The organism is Bradyrhizobium sp. (assembly GCF_022844465.1).
Taxonomy (GTDB): Bacteria; Pseudomonadota; Alphaproteobacteria; order Rhizobiales; family Xanthobacteraceae; genus Bradyrhizobium.
In genome coordinates, this window is the sequence record NZ_JALHLP010000002.1 from 353,075 (window position 1) to 372,073 (window position 18,999).

General features: G+C 65.6%; 18 protein-coding genes. 8 read left to right on the forward strand and 10 right to left on the reverse strand.

Features of this window, described 5'->3' with window-relative positions; all coding sequences use genetic code 11:
- Positions 1 to 2 precede the first annotated feature (2 nt).
- The 3 genes from mtgA (at position 3) to Q0D31_RS07920 (ending at position 1,911) form a co-directional block, all read left to right on the forward strand.
- Positions 3 to 713, forward strand: coding sequence for a monofunctional biosynthetic peptidoglycan transglycosylase (gene mtgA, locus Q0D31_RS07910; RefSeq protein WP_291847982.1), 711 nt, complete (start codon positions 3 to 5; stop codon positions 711 to 713).
- A 239-nt stretch (positions 714 to 952) separates the two neighbouring features.
- The gene (rpmF, locus tag Q0D31_RS07915) at positions 953 to 1,135 is read left to right on the forward strand and encodes a 50S ribosomal protein L32 (RefSeq protein ID WP_028347701.1); all 183 of its coding nucleotides are present in this window, start codon (positions 953 to 955) and stop codon (positions 1,133 to 1,135) included.
- A gap of 134 nt (positions 1,136 to 1,269) precedes the next feature.
- A complete protein-coding gene (locus Q0D31_RS07920; RefSeq protein WP_291847993.1) occupies positions 1,270 to 1,911 on the forward strand; it encodes a hypothetical protein in 642 nt (213 codons plus the stop codon).
- Here Q0D31_RS07920 and Q0D31_RS07925 read toward each other — a convergent pair.
- On the reverse strand, positions 1,908 to 2,195 hold the full coding sequence (locus Q0D31_RS07925) for a hypothetical protein (RefSeq protein ID WP_291847995.1): 288 nt from the start codon (positions 2,193 to 2,195) through the stop codon (positions 1,908 to 1,910). The genes Q0D31_RS07920 and Q0D31_RS07925 overlap by 4 nt on opposite strands.
- A 229-nt stretch (positions 2,196 to 2,424) precedes the next feature.
- Here Q0D31_RS07925 and Q0D31_RS07930 point away from each other — a divergent pair, with 229 nt between their 5' ends.
- On the forward strand, positions 2,425 to 4,116 hold the full coding sequence (locus Q0D31_RS07930; RefSeq protein WP_291847998.1) for a bifunctional diguanylate cyclase/phosphodiesterase: 1,692 nt from the start codon (positions 2,425 to 2,427) through the stop codon (positions 4,114 to 4,116).
- Positions 4,117 to 4,134: 18 nt separating this feature from the next.
- On the opposite strand, the gene Q0D31_RS07935 is transcribed toward Q0D31_RS07930, so the two are convergent.
- The 4 genes from Q0D31_RS07935 to phaR all read right to left on the reverse strand — a co-directional run bounded on the left by Q0D31_RS07935 (position 4,135) and on the right by phaR (position 7,890).
- Complete coding sequence (locus tag Q0D31_RS07935) at positions 4,135 to 4,845, reverse strand: ABC transporter ATP-binding protein (protein WP_291848001.1); 711 nt, start codon at positions 4,843 to 4,845, stop codon at positions 4,135 to 4,137.
- The gene (locus Q0D31_RS07940; RefSeq protein WP_291848003.1) at positions 4,842 to 6,077 is read right to left on the reverse strand and encodes an ABC transporter permease; all 1,236 of its coding nucleotides are present in this window, start codon (positions 6,075 to 6,077) and stop codon (positions 4,842 to 4,844) included. Before Q0D31_RS07940 ends, Q0D31_RS07935 begins: the two co-directional genes overlap by 4 nt.
- Positions 6,074 to 7,159 carry an efflux RND transporter periplasmic adaptor subunit gene (locus Q0D31_RS07945; protein ID WP_291848004.1) on the reverse strand — a complete coding sequence of 362 codons (1,086 nt, stop codon included), beginning with the start codon at positions 7,157 to 7,159 and terminating at the stop codon, positions 6,074 to 6,076. The genes Q0D31_RS07940 and Q0D31_RS07945 overlap by 4 nt, the downstream gene beginning before the upstream one ends.
- A 131-nt stretch (positions 7,160 to 7,290) precedes the next feature.
- Positions 7,291 to 7,890: a polyhydroxyalkanoate synthesis repressor PhaR gene (phaR, locus tag Q0D31_RS07950; protein ID WP_291848006.1), complete on the reverse strand. Its 600-nt coding sequence runs from the start codon at positions 7,888 to 7,890 to the stop codon at positions 7,291 to 7,293.
- A gap of 300 nt (positions 7,891 to 8,190) precedes the next feature.
- On the opposite strand from phaR, the gene Q0D31_RS07955 reads away from it, so the two are divergent.
- The 3 genes from Q0D31_RS07955 (at position 8,191) to Q0D31_RS07965 (ending at position 11,276) form a co-directional block, all read left to right on the forward strand.
- On the forward strand, positions 8,191 to 9,369 hold the full coding sequence (locus Q0D31_RS07955) for an acetyl-CoA C-acetyltransferase (protein WP_291848008.1): 1,179 nt from the start codon (positions 8,191 to 8,193) through the stop codon (positions 9,367 to 9,369).
- A 203-nt stretch (positions 9,370 to 9,572) separates the two neighbouring features.
- Positions 9,573 to 10,298, forward strand: a complete 726-nt coding sequence (gene phbB / locus Q0D31_RS07960; RefSeq protein ID WP_291848010.1) for an acetoacetyl-CoA reductase — start codon at positions 9,573 to 9,575, stop codon at positions 10,296 to 10,298.
- A 102-nt stretch (positions 10,299 to 10,400) separates the two neighbouring features.
- The gene (locus Q0D31_RS07965) at positions 10,401 to 11,276 is read left to right on the forward strand and encodes a DMT family transporter (protein WP_291848012.1); all 876 of its coding nucleotides are present in this window, start codon (positions 10,401 to 10,403) and stop codon (positions 11,274 to 11,276) included.
- 152 nt (positions 11,277 to 11,428) lie between these two features.
- On the opposite strand, the gene gloB is transcribed toward Q0D31_RS07965, so the two are convergent.
- The gene (gloB, locus tag Q0D31_RS07975) at positions 11,429 to 12,196 is read right to left on the reverse strand and encodes a hydroxyacylglutathione hydrolase (RefSeq protein ID WP_291848014.1); all 768 of its coding nucleotides are present in this window, start codon (positions 12,194 to 12,196) and stop codon (positions 11,429 to 11,431) included.
- 120 nt (positions 12,197 to 12,316) lie between these two features.
- Between gloB and Q0D31_RS07980 the strand changes: the two genes are divergently transcribed.
- Positions 12,317 to 13,051 (forward strand): methyltransferase domain-containing protein, encoded by a 735-nt coding sequence (locus tag Q0D31_RS07980; protein WP_291848016.1) that lies wholly within the window; start codon positions 12,317 to 12,319, stop codon positions 13,049 to 13,051.
- Between the two features lie 104 nt (positions 13,052 to 13,155).
- Here the strand turns inward: Q0D31_RS07980 and Q0D31_RS07985 are convergent, their stop codons facing one another.
- From Q0D31_RS07985 to ptsP, 4 genes are all read right to left on the reverse strand, one after another.
- A complete protein-coding gene (locus Q0D31_RS07985; RefSeq protein WP_291848018.1) occupies positions 13,156 to 13,908 on the reverse strand; it encodes a DUF4167 domain-containing protein in 753 nt (250 codons plus the stop codon).
- A 492-nt stretch (positions 13,909 to 14,400) separates the two neighbouring features.
- Entirely contained in the window at positions 14,401 to 15,294 is an 894-nt protein-coding gene (gene prmC / locus Q0D31_RS07990; protein ID WP_291848020.1) for a peptide chain release factor N(5)-glutamine methyltransferase, read from the reverse strand.
- Positions 15,291 to 16,370 (reverse strand): peptide chain release factor 1, encoded by a 1,080-nt coding sequence (gene prfA, locus Q0D31_RS07995; protein WP_291848022.1) that lies wholly within the window; start codon positions 16,368 to 16,370, stop codon positions 15,291 to 15,293. Before prfA ends, prmC begins: the two co-directional genes overlap by 4 nt.
- 55 nt (positions 16,371 to 16,425) lie before the next feature.
- The gene (gene ptsP / locus Q0D31_RS08000; RefSeq protein ID WP_291848176.1) at positions 16,426 to 18,693 is read right to left on the reverse strand and encodes a phosphoenolpyruvate--protein phosphotransferase; all 2,268 of its coding nucleotides are present in this window, start codon (positions 18,691 to 18,693) and stop codon (positions 16,426 to 16,428) included.
- Between the last annotated feature and the right edge of the window lie 306 nt (positions 18,694 to 18,999).

Sequence of the window (18,999 nt, forward strand, 5' to 3'; positions counted from 1 at the left end):
TGATGCCGGCGTGGGCAGAACCGAAAGCCTTCAATTTGCGCATCGTTCGAATCTTGGGACTGATCCTGCTGGCGGTGCTGTTGCTGCCTTATGTCGTGACGCCGTTCTACCGAATCGGCCAACCGGTTTCGGCGTTGATGACCTGGCGCTGGCTCACGGCGGCGCCGGTGTCGCGTCAATGGATCGAGTTCGGAGCGATTTCGCCCTACCTGCCGCGCTCGGTGGTGGCGTCCGAGGACGCCAAATTCTGCAGCCATCGCGGCATCGATTGGGATGCGCTGCAGGAGGCGATGGACGACGCCGAAGACGGCGAAGTCGCCCGCGGCGGTTCGACCATCACCCAGCAGGTGGCCAAGAATCTGTTCCTGTGGCCGGGCCGCAGCGTGGTCCGCAAGGCGCTGGAACTGCCGCTGGCGATGTGGATCGATCTGGTGCTGCCCAAGCAGCGGATCCTGGAGATTTATCTCAACATTGCCGAACTCGGTCCGTCCGGGCAATTCGGGGCGGAAGCGGGATCGCTCCACGCGTTCGGCCGTTCGGCCGCGACGCTTTCCGCGCGCGAAGCCGCCTTGCTCGCAGCGATCCTGCCCAATCCGATCAAGCGCAGTGCCCGCAACCCCAGTCCCGGTGTGCGCCGTCTGGCCGGAACATACCTGGCGCGGGCCAATACGGCGGCCCTGCAACGCTGCTGGCACGAGAATCGACCGTTTTGAGCCATTTATGGCCCGGCAATCCGGCCAAAGCTCTTCCGCTTCGTAGGGATCAAGCGGCACGCTAGATTCTTGATTTGGCGCGTTTTCCTGGCGCGAAACCGGCCTCGCTTGGCGGGAAAACGCTCTAGCTTTACGCCATCCCATCCTCTATATACGCGGCCTTATCGGCATCGCAGCGCGCCTGACGCAGCGTTTCCGTTCCCGGACGATGCCCCCGACAACACCCTTAGAGGACCGTTATGGCCGTTCCCAGAAGAAAAACATCGCCCTCGCGGCGTGGCATGCGCCGATCGGCGGACGCGCTGAAGAAGCCGACCTATGCCGAGGACAAGGATTCCGGCGAACTGCGCCGGCCGCACCACCTCGACCTGAAGACCGGCATGTACAAGGGCCGACAGGTCCTGAAGAAAAAGGAATCCTGACCAGGACGGAAGTGGGGCCCCGCGATCGGCGGCGCCCTGCCTGAGGTTGGCCAACCAGTGGGCCAGCACAGCTCCCGGCGGAGAAGCGATGCTTCGCCCGGAATGTTCCAGTTCACCAACAAGGCGCCGATGCCATGGTCGGTTTTCCGCTGCTTCTGATTCCGCTCGCGATCTACAACATCATCGTCTTCCTGATGCCCGGCGTTTCCTTCACCGATCCGCTGGTGAGGCTGACATTGATGTCAGGCGCGATCTGGACGGTGACGCTGAGCGACGTGCTGCTCACCCTCGCTATCCTGCTGCTGCTCTCCGAAGTCGTCAAAGGCGCGCGCCCCGGCGCCAAATATCTCACCGACCACCTGCTCTCGCTGATCGTGTTTTCGGCGGCGGCAGCGGAGTTCGTGCTGTGGCGGGAGTTCGGCACCTCGACCTTCTTCCTGCTGACGGCGCTGGCGCTGGTGGATTTCTTGTCCGGCCTGGCGCTGCGGACCCGGCGTCGCTCCGTTGCGGCAGCGCCTTTGCCTGTGGCTCAGGGTCCCGGCAAGGTCGTGGCGCCGGCCGACGATCCGCCATTCGAGCCAGCCGCACCCCCGGCGCCGATGCCCGCGCCTTCCGCTCCGATAGCCTCGGTCACCGAACCCGGGCCGCTGGACTACCCCGAGCCGAAATCGGTTCATCCTGCCGCCACGCCCAATCCTGGCTCGCAGGAAGTCGCTTCGCCGGGACTGCAGCCGGGCTCAGGCTCGCCTTCCGCTCCGGATAGACCTCAACGCTAGATCGTTTGCCGCGTTCGGAAGCCGATGCCATAGAGGCGCGTCTGGCTGGCACCGTAGGCGGTCTGAGCATCGGCCGGCGAAGCTCGCCGCAGGTTGCGGGTCTGCGGCGCCTGTTCGGCGGTCGCGATCAGGTGGGCCAGGAAGCATGGGTCGGGCCGCGTCAAGGCTGGTCTCGGCGACCAGGGCGCCGACCGGGTCAGCGGCACCAGTTCGACACAAGCCGGCTCGTCGAGGCTGACGACCTCACCCTGGTGCGTCCGATCTGGTCCATCGAGAACTCGCATTGCACATCCTGACCGGCTGACCTGTCACATTCTGGGACGTTAATTCCCACTGCGACCTGGTCCTCGCAAGGCCCGTGCCGATGCGGTTCGGCCTGCAAAGCGGGGGCGGGACGCCCCCGAAACGTGGTTTCCGGATTGTTTATCAACTTTACCTAGTCTCTGATTCGAATGGGCCCGTATCCTCAGCGTGCGGGAATCACCCGCCGCTGTCCCGAATCGAGGCGACCTGATGTCCGCTGTCCCGCACCTCTCCAGCATCCTGGCTTCGGTCGGGCAGGCAGCCTTTGTCTGGGATCTGGCGACCGACACCATCGCCTGGAGCGACAATGCCGGCTCGATCTTCAGCGATATTCCGCGGGAAACGCTGGCAAGCGGCACCGGGTTTGCCAGCCTGATCGAGCCGAAGCGGTCAATTCGCTCGGACGCACTCAGCCAATCCGCTCCCCCCCGCGGCGGCGAGGGAGCCTTCTACCGCATCGAATATGGCGTGCGGATATCGACCTCCGTGCCCGTGATCTGGATCGAGGAAACCGGTTGCTGGTTTGCCGGAAGCGACGGCAAGCCGGCGCGTGCGCAAGGCATCGTTCGCGTCAACAATGAGCGCCACGCCCGCGACGAGCAACTGATGCGGCTGTCGCGGCACGATCCGCTCACCGGCGAACTCAACCGCACCCATTTGGTCGCGGCGCTGGCGGAAACCATCGAGGCGACCACGCGCGCGCGGTCGGTCTGCGCCTTCATGCTGATCGGAATCGACCATCTGGCGCGCGTCAACGACGCGTTCGGTTTCGACGTCGCGGACGCCGTGATCGCGGAAGTCGGAAAGCGTCTCCGGGCCCGGCTGCGCGGCGGGGACGTGCTCGGACGGTTCTCCGGCAACAAGTTCGGGCTGATACTGCGGAACTGCACCGTCGACGACACCAATGTTGCGGCCGAACGTTTCCTGACCGGCGTTCGCGACGAGGTGATTCCAACCAGTTCCGGGCCCGTCTCGGTCACGGTATCGATCGGCGCGATCAGCATGCCGCGCCACGCCCGCAGCGCCGATGAGGCAGTGAGCCGCGCCCAGGAAACGCTCGATGCCGCCAAGCGCCGCCGTGCGGGTTCGTTCTCGCTGTGGCGCCCGAATGCCGAGCGCGACGCCCAGCGCCGCGTCAACATCCGCGTAACCGACGAAATCGTCACCGCCCTGAACGAGCGGCGGATCGTCACGGCGTTTGAGCCGGTCGTCGATGCGCGCTCGCGGCAGCCGGCATTCTACGAGTGCCTGGTGCGAATGGTGCAGGAGGACGGCGAGGCGCTGCTGGCGCCGGACATCGTGCCGGTCGCCGAACGCCTCGGCTTGATCCGGCTGGTGGATCATCGCGTGCTCGAACTCGCGGTCGCCGAACTCGCGGCCTCGCCGAACGTGCGGCTGAGCCTGAACATTTCGCCCCACACCACGATGGATCCGGACTGGTTGACATCGGTCGAATCGCTGATGCAGTCGTATCCCGGCGTCGGCGAGCGGTTGATCGTCGAAATCACGGAAACGATTGCGATCCAGGATATCGACGAAATCAGGGACTTCATCGGCCGCCTCAAGGGTTTCGGGAGCCGGATCGCGATCGACGATTTCGGCGCCGGCTACACCTCGTTCCGGAACTTGCGCAAACTCGGCGTCGACATCGTCAAGATCGACGGCGCCATCGTGCAGAACATCGCCCGTTCCCAGGACGATCGGGCCTTCGTGCAGACGTTGATCGATCTGGCCCGCCGGCTGCACATCAAGACGGTGGCGGAATGGGTCCAGGACGAGGAAGCCGCCGCGATGCTGCGGGAATGGGGCTGCGACTACATTCAGGGCCGCCTCACAGGGCTCGCCTCGCCGCAGCGGCCGTGGAGCGCGGCGGCGGATACGGTACTGCCGGCGGCGGGCTGACCAGCCGGCATACCCAGGTCAAGATGCCACGCCGTCGGCCGCGGCAACCGCCTCCTTCTGCACCTGACCGTCAACCACGTGAATGCGGCGATGCATCTGTGCTGCGAGATTGAGATCGTGGGTGACCGCGACCACGGTCTTGCCGTCCAGCGCCACCAGGTCGCGGAGAATGCCGAACACCTGCGCGGTGGAAACCGAATCGAGGCTCCCGGTCGGCTCGTCCGCGAGAATGACGGGTGGGTCGTTGGCGAGCGCGCGGGCGACCGCCACCCGCTGCCGCTGCCCGCCTGACAACTGGTCAGGCGTCTTGCGGCGGTGATCGCCCAGTCCAAGCGATCCCAGCAACTCCTCGGCGCGGGCCGTGATCGCGCGCGGCGACAGCCGGCCCTGGGCGCGCATCGGCAACGCGACGTTCTCGGTGATGCTGAATTCCGGGAGCAGAAAGTGAAACTGAAACACGAAGCCGAGCCGGGCGAGCCGCACCTCGGCCCGCTCGTCCTCGGTCATGGCGGTGGTGGAGCGGCCATCGATCAGCACATCGCCGCTGGTCGGCAGGTCAAGCAGTCCCAGCAGATACAGCAGCGAGGACTTGCCCGAGCCGGACGGCCCGGTGATGGCGATGAACTCCCGCGGCATGATCGCGAGGTCGATATCCCGAACCAGCGTCACCGGCACCACCCCGGCGAGGGTCTTGGTCACGCGCCGCGCCTCGATCAGCGGCGCGCTCATGTGGCGCCCCGGATGATGTCGACGGGATGCAGGCGCGCCGCGGCGCGCGCCGGGAAGTAACCTGCAACCAGGCTGGAGAGCAGCGCGACCGCGGTCGCCAGCAGATAGTGCTTCACCGAATAGATCACCGGCAGGTGGTTGTAGTCGGAGAACGGCGTCTTGAATTCAAGCGAGGCAAGGCCGCGGGTCAAGAGATAGCCGAAGATCCATCCGAGCGCGGCCCCGACAAACCCGACCAGCAGCGCCTCAAGGATAAAGATCGCGCGGATGGTCTGGTCGCGGAACCCCAGCGACTTCAGGATCGCGATGTCGCGCGTCTTCTCATGGGTGATGGTGGAGATGATGTTGTAGGTGCCGAAGCTCGCGACCAGCAGGATGGCGCCGACGATGGTGTACATCAGCACATTCCGCAGCGTGATAGCGGAGAGCAGGTCCTCCTGGGCTTCCTGCCACGAGATCGAGCGATAGCCGGTCTGTTCGCCGATGCGCTCGCTGATCAGGCGCGCCCCCATTGGGTCGCGGGTGCGCACGCGGATTTCGTTGACGACGCCGGTCTGCTTTTCCAGCACCTGGGCGGTCTTCAGCAGCACATAGCCCGTGGTTTCGTCCGTCATCCGGAAACCGGAATGGAAGGTGCCGACCACCGTGGCGCTCATATTGACGCCTTCGGCCGAGGTGAGCGTAATGTGGGAATTGACGCGGGCGCCGATCTTGGCGGCCAGCCGGTCGCCGAGCAGAATCGCGTTGGAGGACCGGTAGAGCGAGTGCAGCGATCCCTGCCGCATGTGGTTCGGCAGGTTGGAGACATCGGCCTCGGTACGGGGATCGATGCCGATGATCGATATGGTGATGTTGCGGCCGGCGAACCGCAGCACCGCCTTTGACTGCACCGACGGCGTCAGCGTGCCGGGAACCCAGGTCTGCAGCGAGGCAATCGTGGCCATCGGATTCTTGATGCCGGGCCGCCGCACCTCCGGGGTCAGGCCGTGGAACTCGGCCGCCGCATAGCTGATGTCGGCGGGTTGCCGGTTCGGCTCGCGCAACTCGTCGGTCACGGAAATATGCGGCAGGGCGTCGACCAGGGTGCGAATAAAGTCGTCCTGCGAACCCTCCATCATCGCCGCCATCATGATGGAAAAGCCGACCCCGGTCATGACGCCGGCGATCGCCACGAGGGTCTGGCGCGCGCGGTAGCGGACGTGGGTCCAGGCGATGGTCGCGATCAGCTTCAAGGCGCCTTCGTCTCCACCGGCGCGGTCCGTACCCGGAACCCGTTCTTGATGTTGGCGGTCGCGGGCGAAGCGACCCATTCGCCCTCGCTCACGCCCTGCAGGATCTCCACGAAGCCGGTGCCGCGGATGCCGATCTCGACCTTGCGCAGCCGCGCATGGCCGTCTTCGACAGCGAACAGATTGTTGTTGACCACGGCGTTGGCGGGGACGAGAACGACGTCGGGTTTTTCGCGGCTGACGATGTTGGCCTCGACGCTCATGCCGACCCGCAGCGGCGTATCGTCAGGCAAGCCGATCCTGACGCGGAACGTCTTGGAGACGGGGTCGCCGGCGGGCGTGATCTGCTTGACGGCCCCCGGCAACACCTGGCCGGCAAACGCGTCGGTACGCAGCAATGCCTTCTGGCCGACCTTAACCCGGGGGATGTCCTCCTCATTGACGTCGGCGACCACCCATAGCGGCTTCTCAAGCCCGATGCGGTAGAGGATCGTGCCGGGTTCGACCATGTCCCCGACCTCGCCGTCCTCCTTCAGAACGGTCCCGTCCATCGGCGCCACCAGCTTGTAATACTCAAGCCGCTGCGCCTGGGCCGCAATCTGCGCCCTGACGCGCGCCAGGTCGCTTTCGGATTTCTGGAAGGCCTGGGAGGTCGCAACCCCGCGCGACAGCAATTGCGACTGGCGGTCGAACTCTCGCCGTTGGAACTCCTCCTGTGCATTCAGGTCGTTCAGCGTCGCCAGTGCTTCCTTGTCGTCCAGCCGCGCCAGAATATCGCCGCGCTTGACGGCCTTGCCCTCGCATCGGCAACGCTCGATGATCCGACCGCGAACCAGCGGCGTCGAACGCGACCATGTCTCGGGTTCGACCGATCCGGTTGCGTAAACGATCTCCGCGGCCGCGCCGCGCACCACGCGCGCTACCGTGATGGTCGGGCCCTGCAAGAGCCACCAGGTGAAGGCGAGCGCCGCAGCCGCGAACAGGACTGCGCTCGCCAGCTTCCAGGAAAGCTTGCGGCGATTCCTGGACGGCAGGTCGCTTGCGGCCGCCAGCGGCGGCGCGTTGGTTGAAAGGCGCATGTCCATCAAGGCAATGTTGCAGCGAGGCCGGTCTAGCTGCTTGATTCAGGTCAATCAGGCCAAGCCGGCTTGACGATCCCTTGACAACCTCTTGGCTCGAAATCGCAGAACAATCGACGGCGCGGCGCGCGCTCGCGCTACGCTTCCTTCTTCGGTTCTTTCGACATGCGCTCAAGGCGGTCCTGCATCACCTTCATCTGGCGGCGAAGGTCGTCGATGTTGTCGCCGTCAGCCGCGGGTTCCGGGATCTTCTCCGGTTCGGGTGCGCTGGATCCGGCGCGCGGCGGTACGAACGGCTTGAACATCGCGAAGGTCTGCTGAAACAATTCCATGTTGCGGCGGACGTGTTCTTCGAGCGGCGCAAACGGCGTACCGCTGAAGGTGTTGGTGAGCTGCGTGCGGAATTTTTCCTGCTCGCGCGTCAGCATGTCGATCGACTGCTCCAGATATTTCGGCACCACCATCTGCATGCTGTCGCCGTAGAAGCGGATCAGTTGGCGGAGAAAGGTGGTGGGCAGGAGATTCTGGCCGGCCTTGTTCTCCTGCTCGAAGATGATCTGGGCCAGCACCGAGCGGGTGATGTCGTCCCCGGTCTTGGCGTCATAGACCAGGAAATCTTCACCGTTCTTCACCATCGCCGCGAGATCCTCGAGCGTCACATAGGTGCTGGTGCCGGTATTATAGAGCCGCCGGTTTGCGTATTTCTTGATCGTGGTAGGTTGGTCTGACTTTGCCATGGCTCACACACCGACACCGAGAGCGGGGAACCCGGCGGCAACGCCGACGGGCAGACGAGCAGCGCATCGCAACAAAGTAAGCATTTTCAATCTGGTTCGGCTACCGTTTTGTGCAGCACGGTTAATGCCAAGGCATGGACGCTGCTGCGGAAACCCCGCCTGGTCAATTTGAATGCACCGCCGCAGGATTTCGGCTCCTGGCCGATTGACATGGGTCAATGAGGTTAACAGGATAAGGGGAGAGACAGGCACGCCATCCGGCCGCCCGCCGTCGAAGAACCGCAACCCTAGGAGATGTCCATGTCAGACGATGTCGTCATCGTCAGCGCCGCCCGCACCCCGGTCGGCAGCTTCAACGGCGCGTTCGCCACCACCCCGGCCCACGATCTCGGCGCCATCGCCATCAGGGCTGCGCTGGAGCGGGCGGGCATCGAGCCGGGCCGTGTTTCCGAAGTCATCATGGGCCAGATCCTGACCGCGGCGCAGGGCCAGAACCCGGCACGCCAGGCCTCGATCGCCGCCGGCATTCCCGTGGAAAGCCCGGCGTGGGGCGTCAACCAGCTCTGCGGTTCAGGCCTGCGCACGGTGGCGCTCGGCTATCAGGCGCTGCTCAACGGCGATTCCGAGATCGTCGTCGCCGGCGGCCAGGAATCCATGAGCATGGCGCCGCATGCCCAATATCTGCGCGGCGGCGTCAAGATGGGCGGCCTGGAACTGGTCGACACCATGATCAAGGACGGGCTGTGGGACGCCTTCAACGGCTACCACATGGGCAATACCGCCGAGAACGTCGCGCGGCAGTACCAGATCACCCGTGCGCAGCAGGACGAGTTCGCGGTCGGCTCGCAGAACAAGGCCGAGGCCGCCCAGAAGGCCGGCAAGTTCAAGGACGAGATCGCGCCCGTCACCATCAAGTCCCGCAAGGGCGACATCATTGTCAGCGACGACGAATATCCGCGCCACGGCGCCACCATCGACGCGATGGCCAAGTTGAAGCCGGCCTTCGAGAAGGACGGCACCGTGACCGCCGGCAGCGCCTCAGGCATCAATGACGGCGCCGCCGCCGTGGTGCTGATGACCGCACGGCAGGCCGCCAAGGAAGGCAAGAAGGTGCTCGGCCGTATCGTCTCCTGGGGCCAGGCTGGCGTCGATCCCAAAATCATGGGCACCGGGCCAATCCCGGCTTCCCGCGCCGCGCTGAAGAAGGCCGGCTGGAGCATCGGCGACCTCGACCTGATCGAGGCCAACGAGGCGTTCGCCGCGCAGGCCTGCGCGGTCAACAAGGATCTCGGCTGGGACACTGCCAAGGTCAACGTCAATGGTGGCGCCATCGCGATCGGCCATCCGGTCGGCGCATCAGGCGCGCGCGTGCTGGTGACGCTGCTGCACGAGATGCAGAAGCGCGACGCCAAGAAGGGCCTCGCCACGCTGTGCATCGGCGGCGGCATGGGCATCGCCATGTGCATCGCGCGCGACTGATAATGGGGCAAGCGACCGGTTGAATGATGAAAAGATCAACTGTCAGCCGCGGCTCGAATTGCTGAAGATGGAATGCCCGGTCTCGCGCCGGGCATTTTCATCTCGGCAGAGTTCCGGGCAACGCTCCAGACTCAAATTGAGATTAGTCAACAAGACCGCGACAATTCCGGCGTACAGGGAAACACCATCAGGGAGAACTTGATATGGCGCGTGTGGCATTGGTAACCGGCGGGACGAGAGGCATCGGCGCGGCGATCAGCAAATCGCTGAAGGCGGCGGGCTACAAGGTAGCGGCGAGCTATGCCGGCAACGACGCCGCCGCCGAGAAGTTCAAGTCCGAGACCGGCATCCCCGTCTATAAGTGGGACGTCAGCTCGTTCGACGCCTGCGCCGCCGGCGTCAAGCAGGTCGAGGCCGAGCTTGGGCCGGTCGATATCCTCGTCAACAATGCCGGCATCACCAAGGATGGCGCCTTCCACAAGATGACGCTCGAGCAGTGGAACGCCGTCATCAACACCAATCTCGGCTCGCTGTTCAACATGACGCGCCAGGTGATCGAGGGCATGCGCGCCCGCAAGTTCGGCCGCGTCATCAACATCTCCTCGATCAACGGCCAGAAGGGCCAGTTCGGCCAGGTCAACTACTCGGCGGCGAAGGCCGGCGACATCGGCTTTACCAAGGCGCTGGCGCTGGAAACCGCCAGGGGCGGCATCACCGTCAATGCGATCTGCCCGGGCTACATCAACACCGAAATGGTGCAGGCGGTGCCGAAGGACGTGCTGGAGAAGAGCATCCTGCCGCTGATCCCGGTCAACCGCCTCGGCGAGCCCGAGGAAATCGCCCGCGCCGTGGTGTTTCTGGCAGCCGACGAGGCCGGCGGCATCACCGGCTCGACGATGTCGATCAATGGCGGGCAATATATGGTGTGATGACGCTTCGTCATTGCGAGGAGCGCTAGCGACGAAGCAGTCCATCCGCGCTATTCAAGCAAGAAGATGGATTGCTTCACTTCGTTCGCATTGACGAAACCCATGTCCTCCCGCGCCGCCACCTTGATCGGACTGACCGCGATCCTGATGTGGTCGCTGCTGTCGGTCCTGACGGTTGCGACCGGGAAGATCCCCGCCTTCCAGCTCGCCGCGATGACGTTCGGGATCGGCGCGGCAGTGGCGTTCGCAAGCTTCCTGTTCCGGCCCTCTGCTTTCGGCGCCTTGAGGCAGCCGGGGATCGCCTGGGTCGTCGGCGTCGGCGGGCTGTTCGGTTATCACGCGCTGTATTTCCTCGCGCTGCGCTTTGCGCCTCCGGCCGAAGCCGGCCTGCTGAACTATCTCTGGCCGCTGCTGATCGTCCTGTTCTCGTCGCTGCTGCCGGGGGAACGGCTGGCGCCGCATCACATCATCGGCGCGCTGCTCGGGCTTGTCGGCACCGTGTTGCTGTTCGCCGGCGGCGGGGGCAGCGGGTTTGCCCCGGACCAGATCCCCGGACTGGCGGCGGCTTTCCTTGCTGCGTTCGTGTGGGCGGCCTATTCGGTGATGTCGCGCAAGCTGAAGGCGGTGCCGACCGATGCGGTGGCCGGGTTCTGCCTTGCGACCGCGCTGCTCGCCGCCCTCGTGCATGGCCTGGTCGAGACCACAGTCTGGCCGGACAAGATCGGCCAATGGCTGGCGATCATCGCGCTCGGCGTCGGTCCGGTCGGCGTCGCTTTCTTCGTCTGGGATATCGGCATGAAACGCGGCGACATCCGCGTTCTCGGCGCCGCGTCCTACGCGACGCCGCTGCTGTCGACGGCTTTTCTGATCATGGCCGGCTTTGCGCAACCGGCCGCGACGATTGCGGTCGCCGCGGTCCTGATCGCCGGTGGCGGCCTGATTGCGGCGAAGGACATGGTTTGGCGAAAAAGATTGTAGGATGGGTATCGCTACGCTCCACCCATCCTACGAAGAGGGCTTCCGATCCTTCGGTGCGAACTCGAACGCCGCAAACTGAAATCCGGGTGCAACCGTTCATCCGGCCAGCGTCCAGTCCCCGTTGCTCTCGGCGGCCTCGGGCGGCAGCGCCATCAGGACTTGTTCTTGCGTTCGCGCAACTCGGCGAACACGTCGGCCGCGCTTGCGCCCTTCATGTGCAGCTTGGCGGCGACCGACGGCTCGTCGGCGCGCAGGAAAACGTTGGCCTTCTTCTCCTCGCCGAGCAGCACCGGGATCGTCGGCTTGTTGTCCGCGCGCAGCCGCGCCACTTCGGCGGCGCGCGCCTGCAGCGCCGGATTGTCGGCGTCGACCGTCAGCGCGAACTTGACGTTGGAGGCGGTGTATTCATGGCCGCAGTAGAGTTTGAAGTCGTCCGGCAGCGCGCGCAGCTTCAGAAGCGAATCCCACATCATGGGGTAGGTGCCCTCGAACACCCGGCCGCAGCCGATCGAGAACAGGGTGTCGGCGGCGAACAGCGCCTTGTCGCCGTCGAACACGTAGGAGATGTGGTCGAGGGTGTGGCCCGGCGTTTCCAGCACCCGCGCCAGCAGGCTGCCGACCTTGACGACGTCGCCATTGATGGTCCGCAGGTCGACATTGGCGATGGCGGTGGACTTGTCGTGCGGGGCGACGACGCGGCAGTTGTATTTCTGCTTCAACTCGGCAACGCCGCCGACATGGTCGTGGTGGTGATGGGTGATCAGGATATCCGTCAGCGTCCAGCCTTCGCGTTCCAGCGCCTTGATGACAGGGGCCGCTTCCGGCGCGTCGATCGACGCGGTGGCCCTGGTCGCGGGGTCGTGGATCAAATAGCCGAAATTGTCGCTTAGGCAGGTGAAGGTACGAATTTCCGCGGCCATGATAACTCCGTGACTAATGCTTGCAGCCCCATTGGGCGACCAGAAATATGGCGTTAACGCTCCTGCGGCAATGCCGTTTTCAACGCGCCGCAGCCGAACGCCGTGTGGTAGATTGGGTTTATGACCATCGACGTCATCGATCTCAGGGACTTCTATTCGCGGCGCCTCGGCAGCGTGGCGCGGCAACTGATCAACCGCGGGATCCGGGCGCGATGGCCTGACGCGGCAGGCCAGCGCGTGCTCGGGCTCGGCTACCCGACGCCCTATCTTGGCCTGTTTCGCGAGGATTCCGAGCGCTGCATCGCCTTCATGCCGGCCGCGCAGGGCGTCTTGAAATGGCCGACCGCGCGCCCGGCGCTGGCAAGCCTGATCGACGAATTCTCCATGCCGCTACCGGACGCCGCGGTCGATCGCATTCTCATGGTTCATGCGCTCGAAATGTCGGACGATCCCGAGCAGTTGTTGCGCGAGGTGTGGCGCGTCCTGGCGCCCTCCGGCCGGCTGATCGCGGTGATCCCCAACAGGCGCGGCGTGTGGACGCGCACCGACAACACGCCGTTCGGTCACGGCCGGCCCTATTCGCGCGCGCAGATCACCCAATTGCTGCGGCGTACCTGGTTCACGCCGGCCTCGTGGGGCGAGGCGCTGTTCATGCCGCCGGTCGGAAACAGCTGGTTCCTGCGCTCGGCGGTGGCGTGGGAGCGCATGGGCGCCGCGCTTTCGCTGCCTTTTGCCGGCGTGCATATCGTTGAAGCGACCAAGCAGGTCTATCGCACCATCCCCGCGCACCGCGAACGCACGCGCCTGATTCCCGCGCTGCAGCCGGTGCTGGTGCCGTCATCGAGGCGGGGCTAAATCACCGGGAATGCAGGGCGGGCGCGAGCGCGCGCCGGCCGTTGTTCGCTGGCCAGTTGTGCCGGGGCGTCGGCCGGCACGCTTGGCCTTGCAGAGACGGGCGCTTACTCGTTGCCCGGATTGAAATCGTCGCTCGGTAGCACAGGCGCGCCCAAGCTGTCGGGGCGGGGGCCGTGCGGCCGGCGTCGGCGGCGCGGGAAGCGCTCGCCGCCACCGCCACCTTCATATCCGCCGGGAGCGCCATTCACCTGCGGCTGCGGTCCGGTGATGAAGGACGGCAAGCGGTCGACCCCGCCGGCATCGGCGATGACCGGCTGTGGCTGTGGCTGGGGTTGCGGCTGATACTGCGGCTGCGGACGATGCTCGCGGTCGCGGTGATGTTCGCGAGCTTGCTGGTCGCGTTGATAGGGCTGGTTGTCGCCGCGCGGTTCACGCGGGGCGTTGTCGCGGATCTGGGGCTGCTGCTGCTGTGGAACGAAGCCCGGCTCCTGGCCGAAATGCGAAAAGCTCTCGCCCTCGTCGTCGCCCTCGTCGGCCGCCGGCATCTCGTTGTCGGTGCGCGGCTGCGGCTGATTCTGCCGGAACTGCTCCTGGGCGGCAGCGATCAGACGGAAGTAATGCTCGGCATGCTGATAGTAATTCTCGGCCGCAACCGGATCGCCCGAGGACCGCGCGTCGCGCGCCAGCTGGACGTATTTTTCCGCCACGTGCGACGCGGTGCCGCGGATCTTGATGTCGGGCCCGTTGGATTCGAACACCCGGGTCATCGGGTTCTGACTGCGCCGGTTGTTGTTGCTGCTGTTGCTGCTGCTGTTATTCCGGTTACGCATTCGCTTGTTGTTCTGACCGTTTCTCATGTGTCGCCTTTATTCCAGCCCTGAAGTGATGCAGTTGCCGTCGTAGCCTCACCGGATCGGGCGCGCCGAGGCGCACCGAATCACGATGCCGTCTGGATTCGTGTCGTCGATTTTGCCGTAATCGCGTTCAGCAAAGACGCGTTCCCCAACCGGCGTCGCTCACCGCGCCGGACCATAATCATTCAACGTGCGAAAATCAGCTTAATCGCCTTGCGTGACGGTTTCGCATGTTTGTTTGTTGCGTAAGTCTTCAAGCGTAATGTCAGGCTTTCGCTCGCTTTGCGGTCGGAAGCAGCGTAGCTCTCTCAGCCATCGCGCTCAAACGGACCCGCGTTCAGGAACCTTTCACTCGGGGAGGGCTCTCGCTTTGAGAATTCCGGCCTTCGCCCGTAGCGTCTACGGGGCCAGCAACCCTGGACCGATGTTGTGACCGGAACGTAGTCGCTCCCGGGGCATATTCCAAGTGTTTTTTGCATTTGCATGGGGGCTTTATCAGGGCAATTTCCGCCCCGCCACGGCCCGCCAGATGCCCGCCAGGTCGGGCTTCGCAGTGTCGTGAAGCATTAACCCTGCTTTTGTCATCAATCCTTCAACATCGGCGCGCTGGCCCTGTCCGACCTCGACCACCAATACGCCGCCGGGCGCCAGCAGGCGGACTGCCTCCGGGGCGATCACGCGGTAGGCGTCCAGGCCGTCGCTGCCGCCGTCAAGCGCGCGGTGCGGGTCGTGATCCCGGACCTCGGTTGCAAGACCCGCGATATCCGCCGAACGGACATAGGGTGGGTTCGATACGATCAGATCGAAGCGACCTGCCAGCGCCGCGGCATAGTCGCAGGCGATAAACGAGGCGCGACCGGCCAGCCCGAGCCGGGCGGCGTTGGTTTTCGCCGTCCGCAGCGCCGCCGCGCTGATGTCAGTGCCGATTCCGACGGCCTGCCGCCGTTCAGACAGCAGCGCCAGCAGGATCGCGCCGGTGCCGGTGCCGATGTCGGCGATGCGCAGCGGGCGGTCCGGCGGCCGATCGGCGCGCCGCAATTCCAGGGCGAGTTCGACCACGGCCTCGGTGTCGGGCCGCGGGACGAGTGTTGCCGGGGACAGCCGTAACGGCAATCCCCAGAATTCCTTCTCGCCGAGAATGCGCGCGACCGGTTCGCCGGCAAGACGGCGACGCGCGAAACCCTCGAGGCACGCGGCTTCGTCCGGCGTGAGCTGGCGTTGGGCCGCCGAGATCATGCCGGTCAGGTCGAGCCCAAGCGCCGCTCCGGTCAGCAGCCGCGCGTCAAGCTCGGCGCAATCCGCGGCACCAGATCGCAATCTCGCGGCAAGCAAGCGTCGCGCCGCTTCGACGGTCAGGCCGGCGAGGTCATCGATACGGCGTCCGCTCACGCCGCCGCACCCTGCGCGGCAAGCTGCGCCGCCTGGTGCTCTGTCGTCAGCGCGTCGATCAGTTCGCCCAGCGCTTCGCCGGAGATCACCTGCGGCAGCTTGTAGAGCGTCAGGTTGATGCGGTGGTCGGTGACGCGGCCCTGCGGGAAATTGTAGGTACGGATGCGCTCGGAGCGGTCGCCGGAGCCGACCTTCTCCTTGCGTTCCGCGGAGCGCGCGGCGTCGACGCGCTGGCGTTCGGCGTCGTAGATTCGCGATCGCAGGATGTTCATCGCGGAAGCGCGGTTCTTGTGCTGCGAGCGGCTGTCCTGCATCATCACCACGATGCCGGTCGGGATATGGGTGATGCGAATTGCCGACTCGGTCTTGTTGACGTGCTGGCCGCCGGCGCCCTGCGCGCGCATGGTGTCGATCCGCAGGTCGTCGTTCTTGATGTCGACATCGACCTCCTCGACCTCAGGCAGCACGGCGACGGTGGCGGCGGATGTGTGGATTCGTCCCTGGGTTTCGGTGTCGGGCACGCGCTGCACGCGGTGAACGCCGGATTCGAATTTCAGCTTGGCGAAGGCGCCGCGCCCCTGCACCTCGGCGACGATTTCCTTGTAGCCGCCCATGGTGCCTTCGGAAGCCGAGATCACCTCGACCTTCCAGCCCTGCAGGGCCGCGAACCGCTCATACATCCGGAACAGGTCGCCGGCGAACAGCGAGGCCTCGTCGCCGCCGGTGCCGGCGCGGATTTCCAGCACCACGTTGCGGTCGTCCATGGCGTCCTTGGGCAAAAGCGCCACGCGTATCTCCTGCGTCAGCGCGGCGACGCGCTCCCGCAGCGCCGCCAGTTCGGCTTCGGCCATCGCCCGCATCTCGGGGTCGGCAGCGGAATCCGCCAGCAGCGATTCGGTGTCGGCAACCTCGGCCCGCGCCGCGCGATAGGTCTTCACGGCCTCGATCAGCGGATTGAGTTCGGCCAGTTCGCGGGTGATCTGGACGTATTTCTCGGAGTTCACCTGGCCCAGCAGTTCGGCCTCCAGCGAGGCGTGGTGGGCAAGCAGGATATCGAGTTTGGCTTCGGGTAACATGGCGTGGTTCTCGGGGTGGCGGATCTGGAGAGGCGGTTGTCGGCGCACGGCCTAGCTACAACGACAACCCTTCGGCTTCCGCGAATTCCGTCAACTTCTGCCGGATCGAAACGCTGCCGGCCGGTGCGTCGAGCAGCGGCATCAAGACCGCCTCGGCCTTCCTGGCGTCGAGGTCGAGAATCATGGCCTTGACCGGGCCATGGCCGGTGGCCGACAGCGACAGCGAGCGGTAGCCCAGCGCGATCAGCGCCAGCGCGCCGAGCGGCTTGGAGGCCATCTCGCCGCACAGCGACGCCGGCTTCTTCGCCGCATCGGCCTTGCGCACGATATCGCGCAGCGCCCGCAGGATCGGCGCCGACAGGGTGTCGAAGCGTTCGGAAACCTTGGCGTTGCCGCGATCGACCGCGAACAGGAACTGGAACAGGTCGTTCGACCCGACCGAGACGAAATCGACTCGCTTGAGGAGTTCGTCGAGCTGATACAGCAGCGCCGGCACTTCGATCATGGTGCCGACGGCGATGCGCTCCGGCAGCGCATGGCCGTGCTGGCGCAGATAGGTCAGTTCGCGTTCGACGATGGCCTTGGCCTGGTCGAACTCGGCGACGTCGGAAATCATCGGGAACATGATTCTCAGCGCGCGGCCGCCGCCGGCTCGCAGCAGCGCGCGGATCTGGCCGCGCAGCAAGCCCGGCCGGTCGAGCCCGAGCCGGATCGCGCGCCAACCGAGCGCCGGATTTTCCTCGATCACGGTTTCCATGTACGGCAACGCCTTGTCGCCGCCGATGTCCAGCGTCCGGAACGTGACCGGCTTGGCGCCCGCGGCGTCCAGCACCGTGCGATAGAGCGCGAGCTGGTCGGAGCTGCGCGGCAGGCTTTGACCCACCATGAACTGCAGTTCGGTGCGAAATAGCCCGATGCCGGCGCTGCCGGTGTCGTCGACATGCGGCAGGTCGATGACGAGACCGGCGTTGATCATCAGCTCGATCGGCTGGCCGTCGCGGGTCACGCAGGGCTTGTCGCGCAATGCTGCATATTGCGCCTGCCGCCGCGCGCGGACCCGCACCCGCTCCGCATAGGCCGATTCGATCTCGGCCGAGGGGCGGACATAGATCGAGCCCGAGGTGCCGTCGACGATGATGGCATCGCCGGGATCGGCGATGCCGACCGCGTTCGGCACCTCGCCGACCGCGGGAATGCCGAGGGCGCGCGCCACGATCGAGACGTGGGAGTTGGCGGTGCCTTCCTCCAGCACCAGCCCGCGCAGCCGCTTGCGGTCATAGTCGAGCAGGGCGGCGGGTCCCATCGCGCGCGCGATCAGGATGGCGTTTTCGGGAAGCTGCTCGCGCGACGGCGCGTGATCCTGTCCGACCAGCTGCCGCATCAGGCGGTGGCCGAGATCCTCAAGGTCGTGCAGGCGGTCGCGCAGATAGGGGTCGGTCGAACGCAGCATCCGCGCGCGGGTATCCGACTGCACGCGTTCGACCGCGGCTTCTGCGGTGAGGCCGGTGGCGACCGCCTCATGCAGCTTGTGCGACCAGCCATGGTCGTTGGCGAACATCCGGTAGGCTTCCAGCACCTCGCGATGCTCGCCGCCCTCGGCGACATCGCCGCGCTCCAGCATGCGGTCGAGATCGGCGCGCAGCTTGGCCAGCGCGGTGTCCAGCCGCCTGATTTCGGTCGGCAGGTCCTCGGCGATGTAGTTGGTGATGACGACCCGCGGCTCGTGCAGCACGACATGGCCGAGCGCGATGCCGTCGGAGAGGACCGCGCCGATCTTGTGCTGGGAATGCCCGGCCGCAGGTTCTGCGCCGGGCTGGGCCAGCGCCGCCAGCTCGCCGGAGGCGATCATTTCCGCCAGCACCATGGCGGTGGTCTGCAGCGCCTCGACCTCCTCCTCGACATAGGTGCGCTTGGCGCGGTTCTGCACCACCAGCACGCCCAGCGTGTTGCCGGCGCGCAGCACCGGCACGCCGAGGAACGAATGGTAGATTTCTTCGCCGGTTTCCGGGCGGAACGAAAACGCCGGGTGGCTTTGCGCGTCCGAGAGGTTGAGCGGGCTCGCCTCGCTGGCGACGAGGCCCACGAGGCCTTCATGCGCGTGCAGCACCGTTCGGTGCACGGCTTCGCGGTTCAGGCCCTCGGTGGCGTAGAGTTCGAGCGTATTGTCGACCCGCAGCACGTAGCAGGAGCAGACCTCGGCCACCATGTTGGCCGCGATCAGCACCACGATCTTGTCCAGGCGCTCCTGGGCCGAAACCTTCTCCGCCATGGTTTCGCGGAGCCGTCTCAACAAGACGCGGGGGCCTCCCGACGCGCTCCGCATAGGCAAAGAACCCTCCCCTGGGGAAGCCAGCCGGCCGGGTGGCCGGCGCTGGCGTGAAACGCACGAAAGCCAACAATCTTGTTCAGTCGGCGCCGCCTGCAGGCCGTGATTCCCGGCCGAATCAGGCTTCGGCATAACGGTGGCGCAGTTTGCGGCCGCCTGCCTCTCAGGCCGTATAGCCAATCGAGGCTTGCTTTGCCAAGCAAAACGCCTGCCAGAAGCAATAACGTCTGGCTGGCGGCGATGCTGCGCCAGCGAAGCGGATGATCCGGCGGAGAAACCGCCGTTCAGGCGATCCGACGAGGC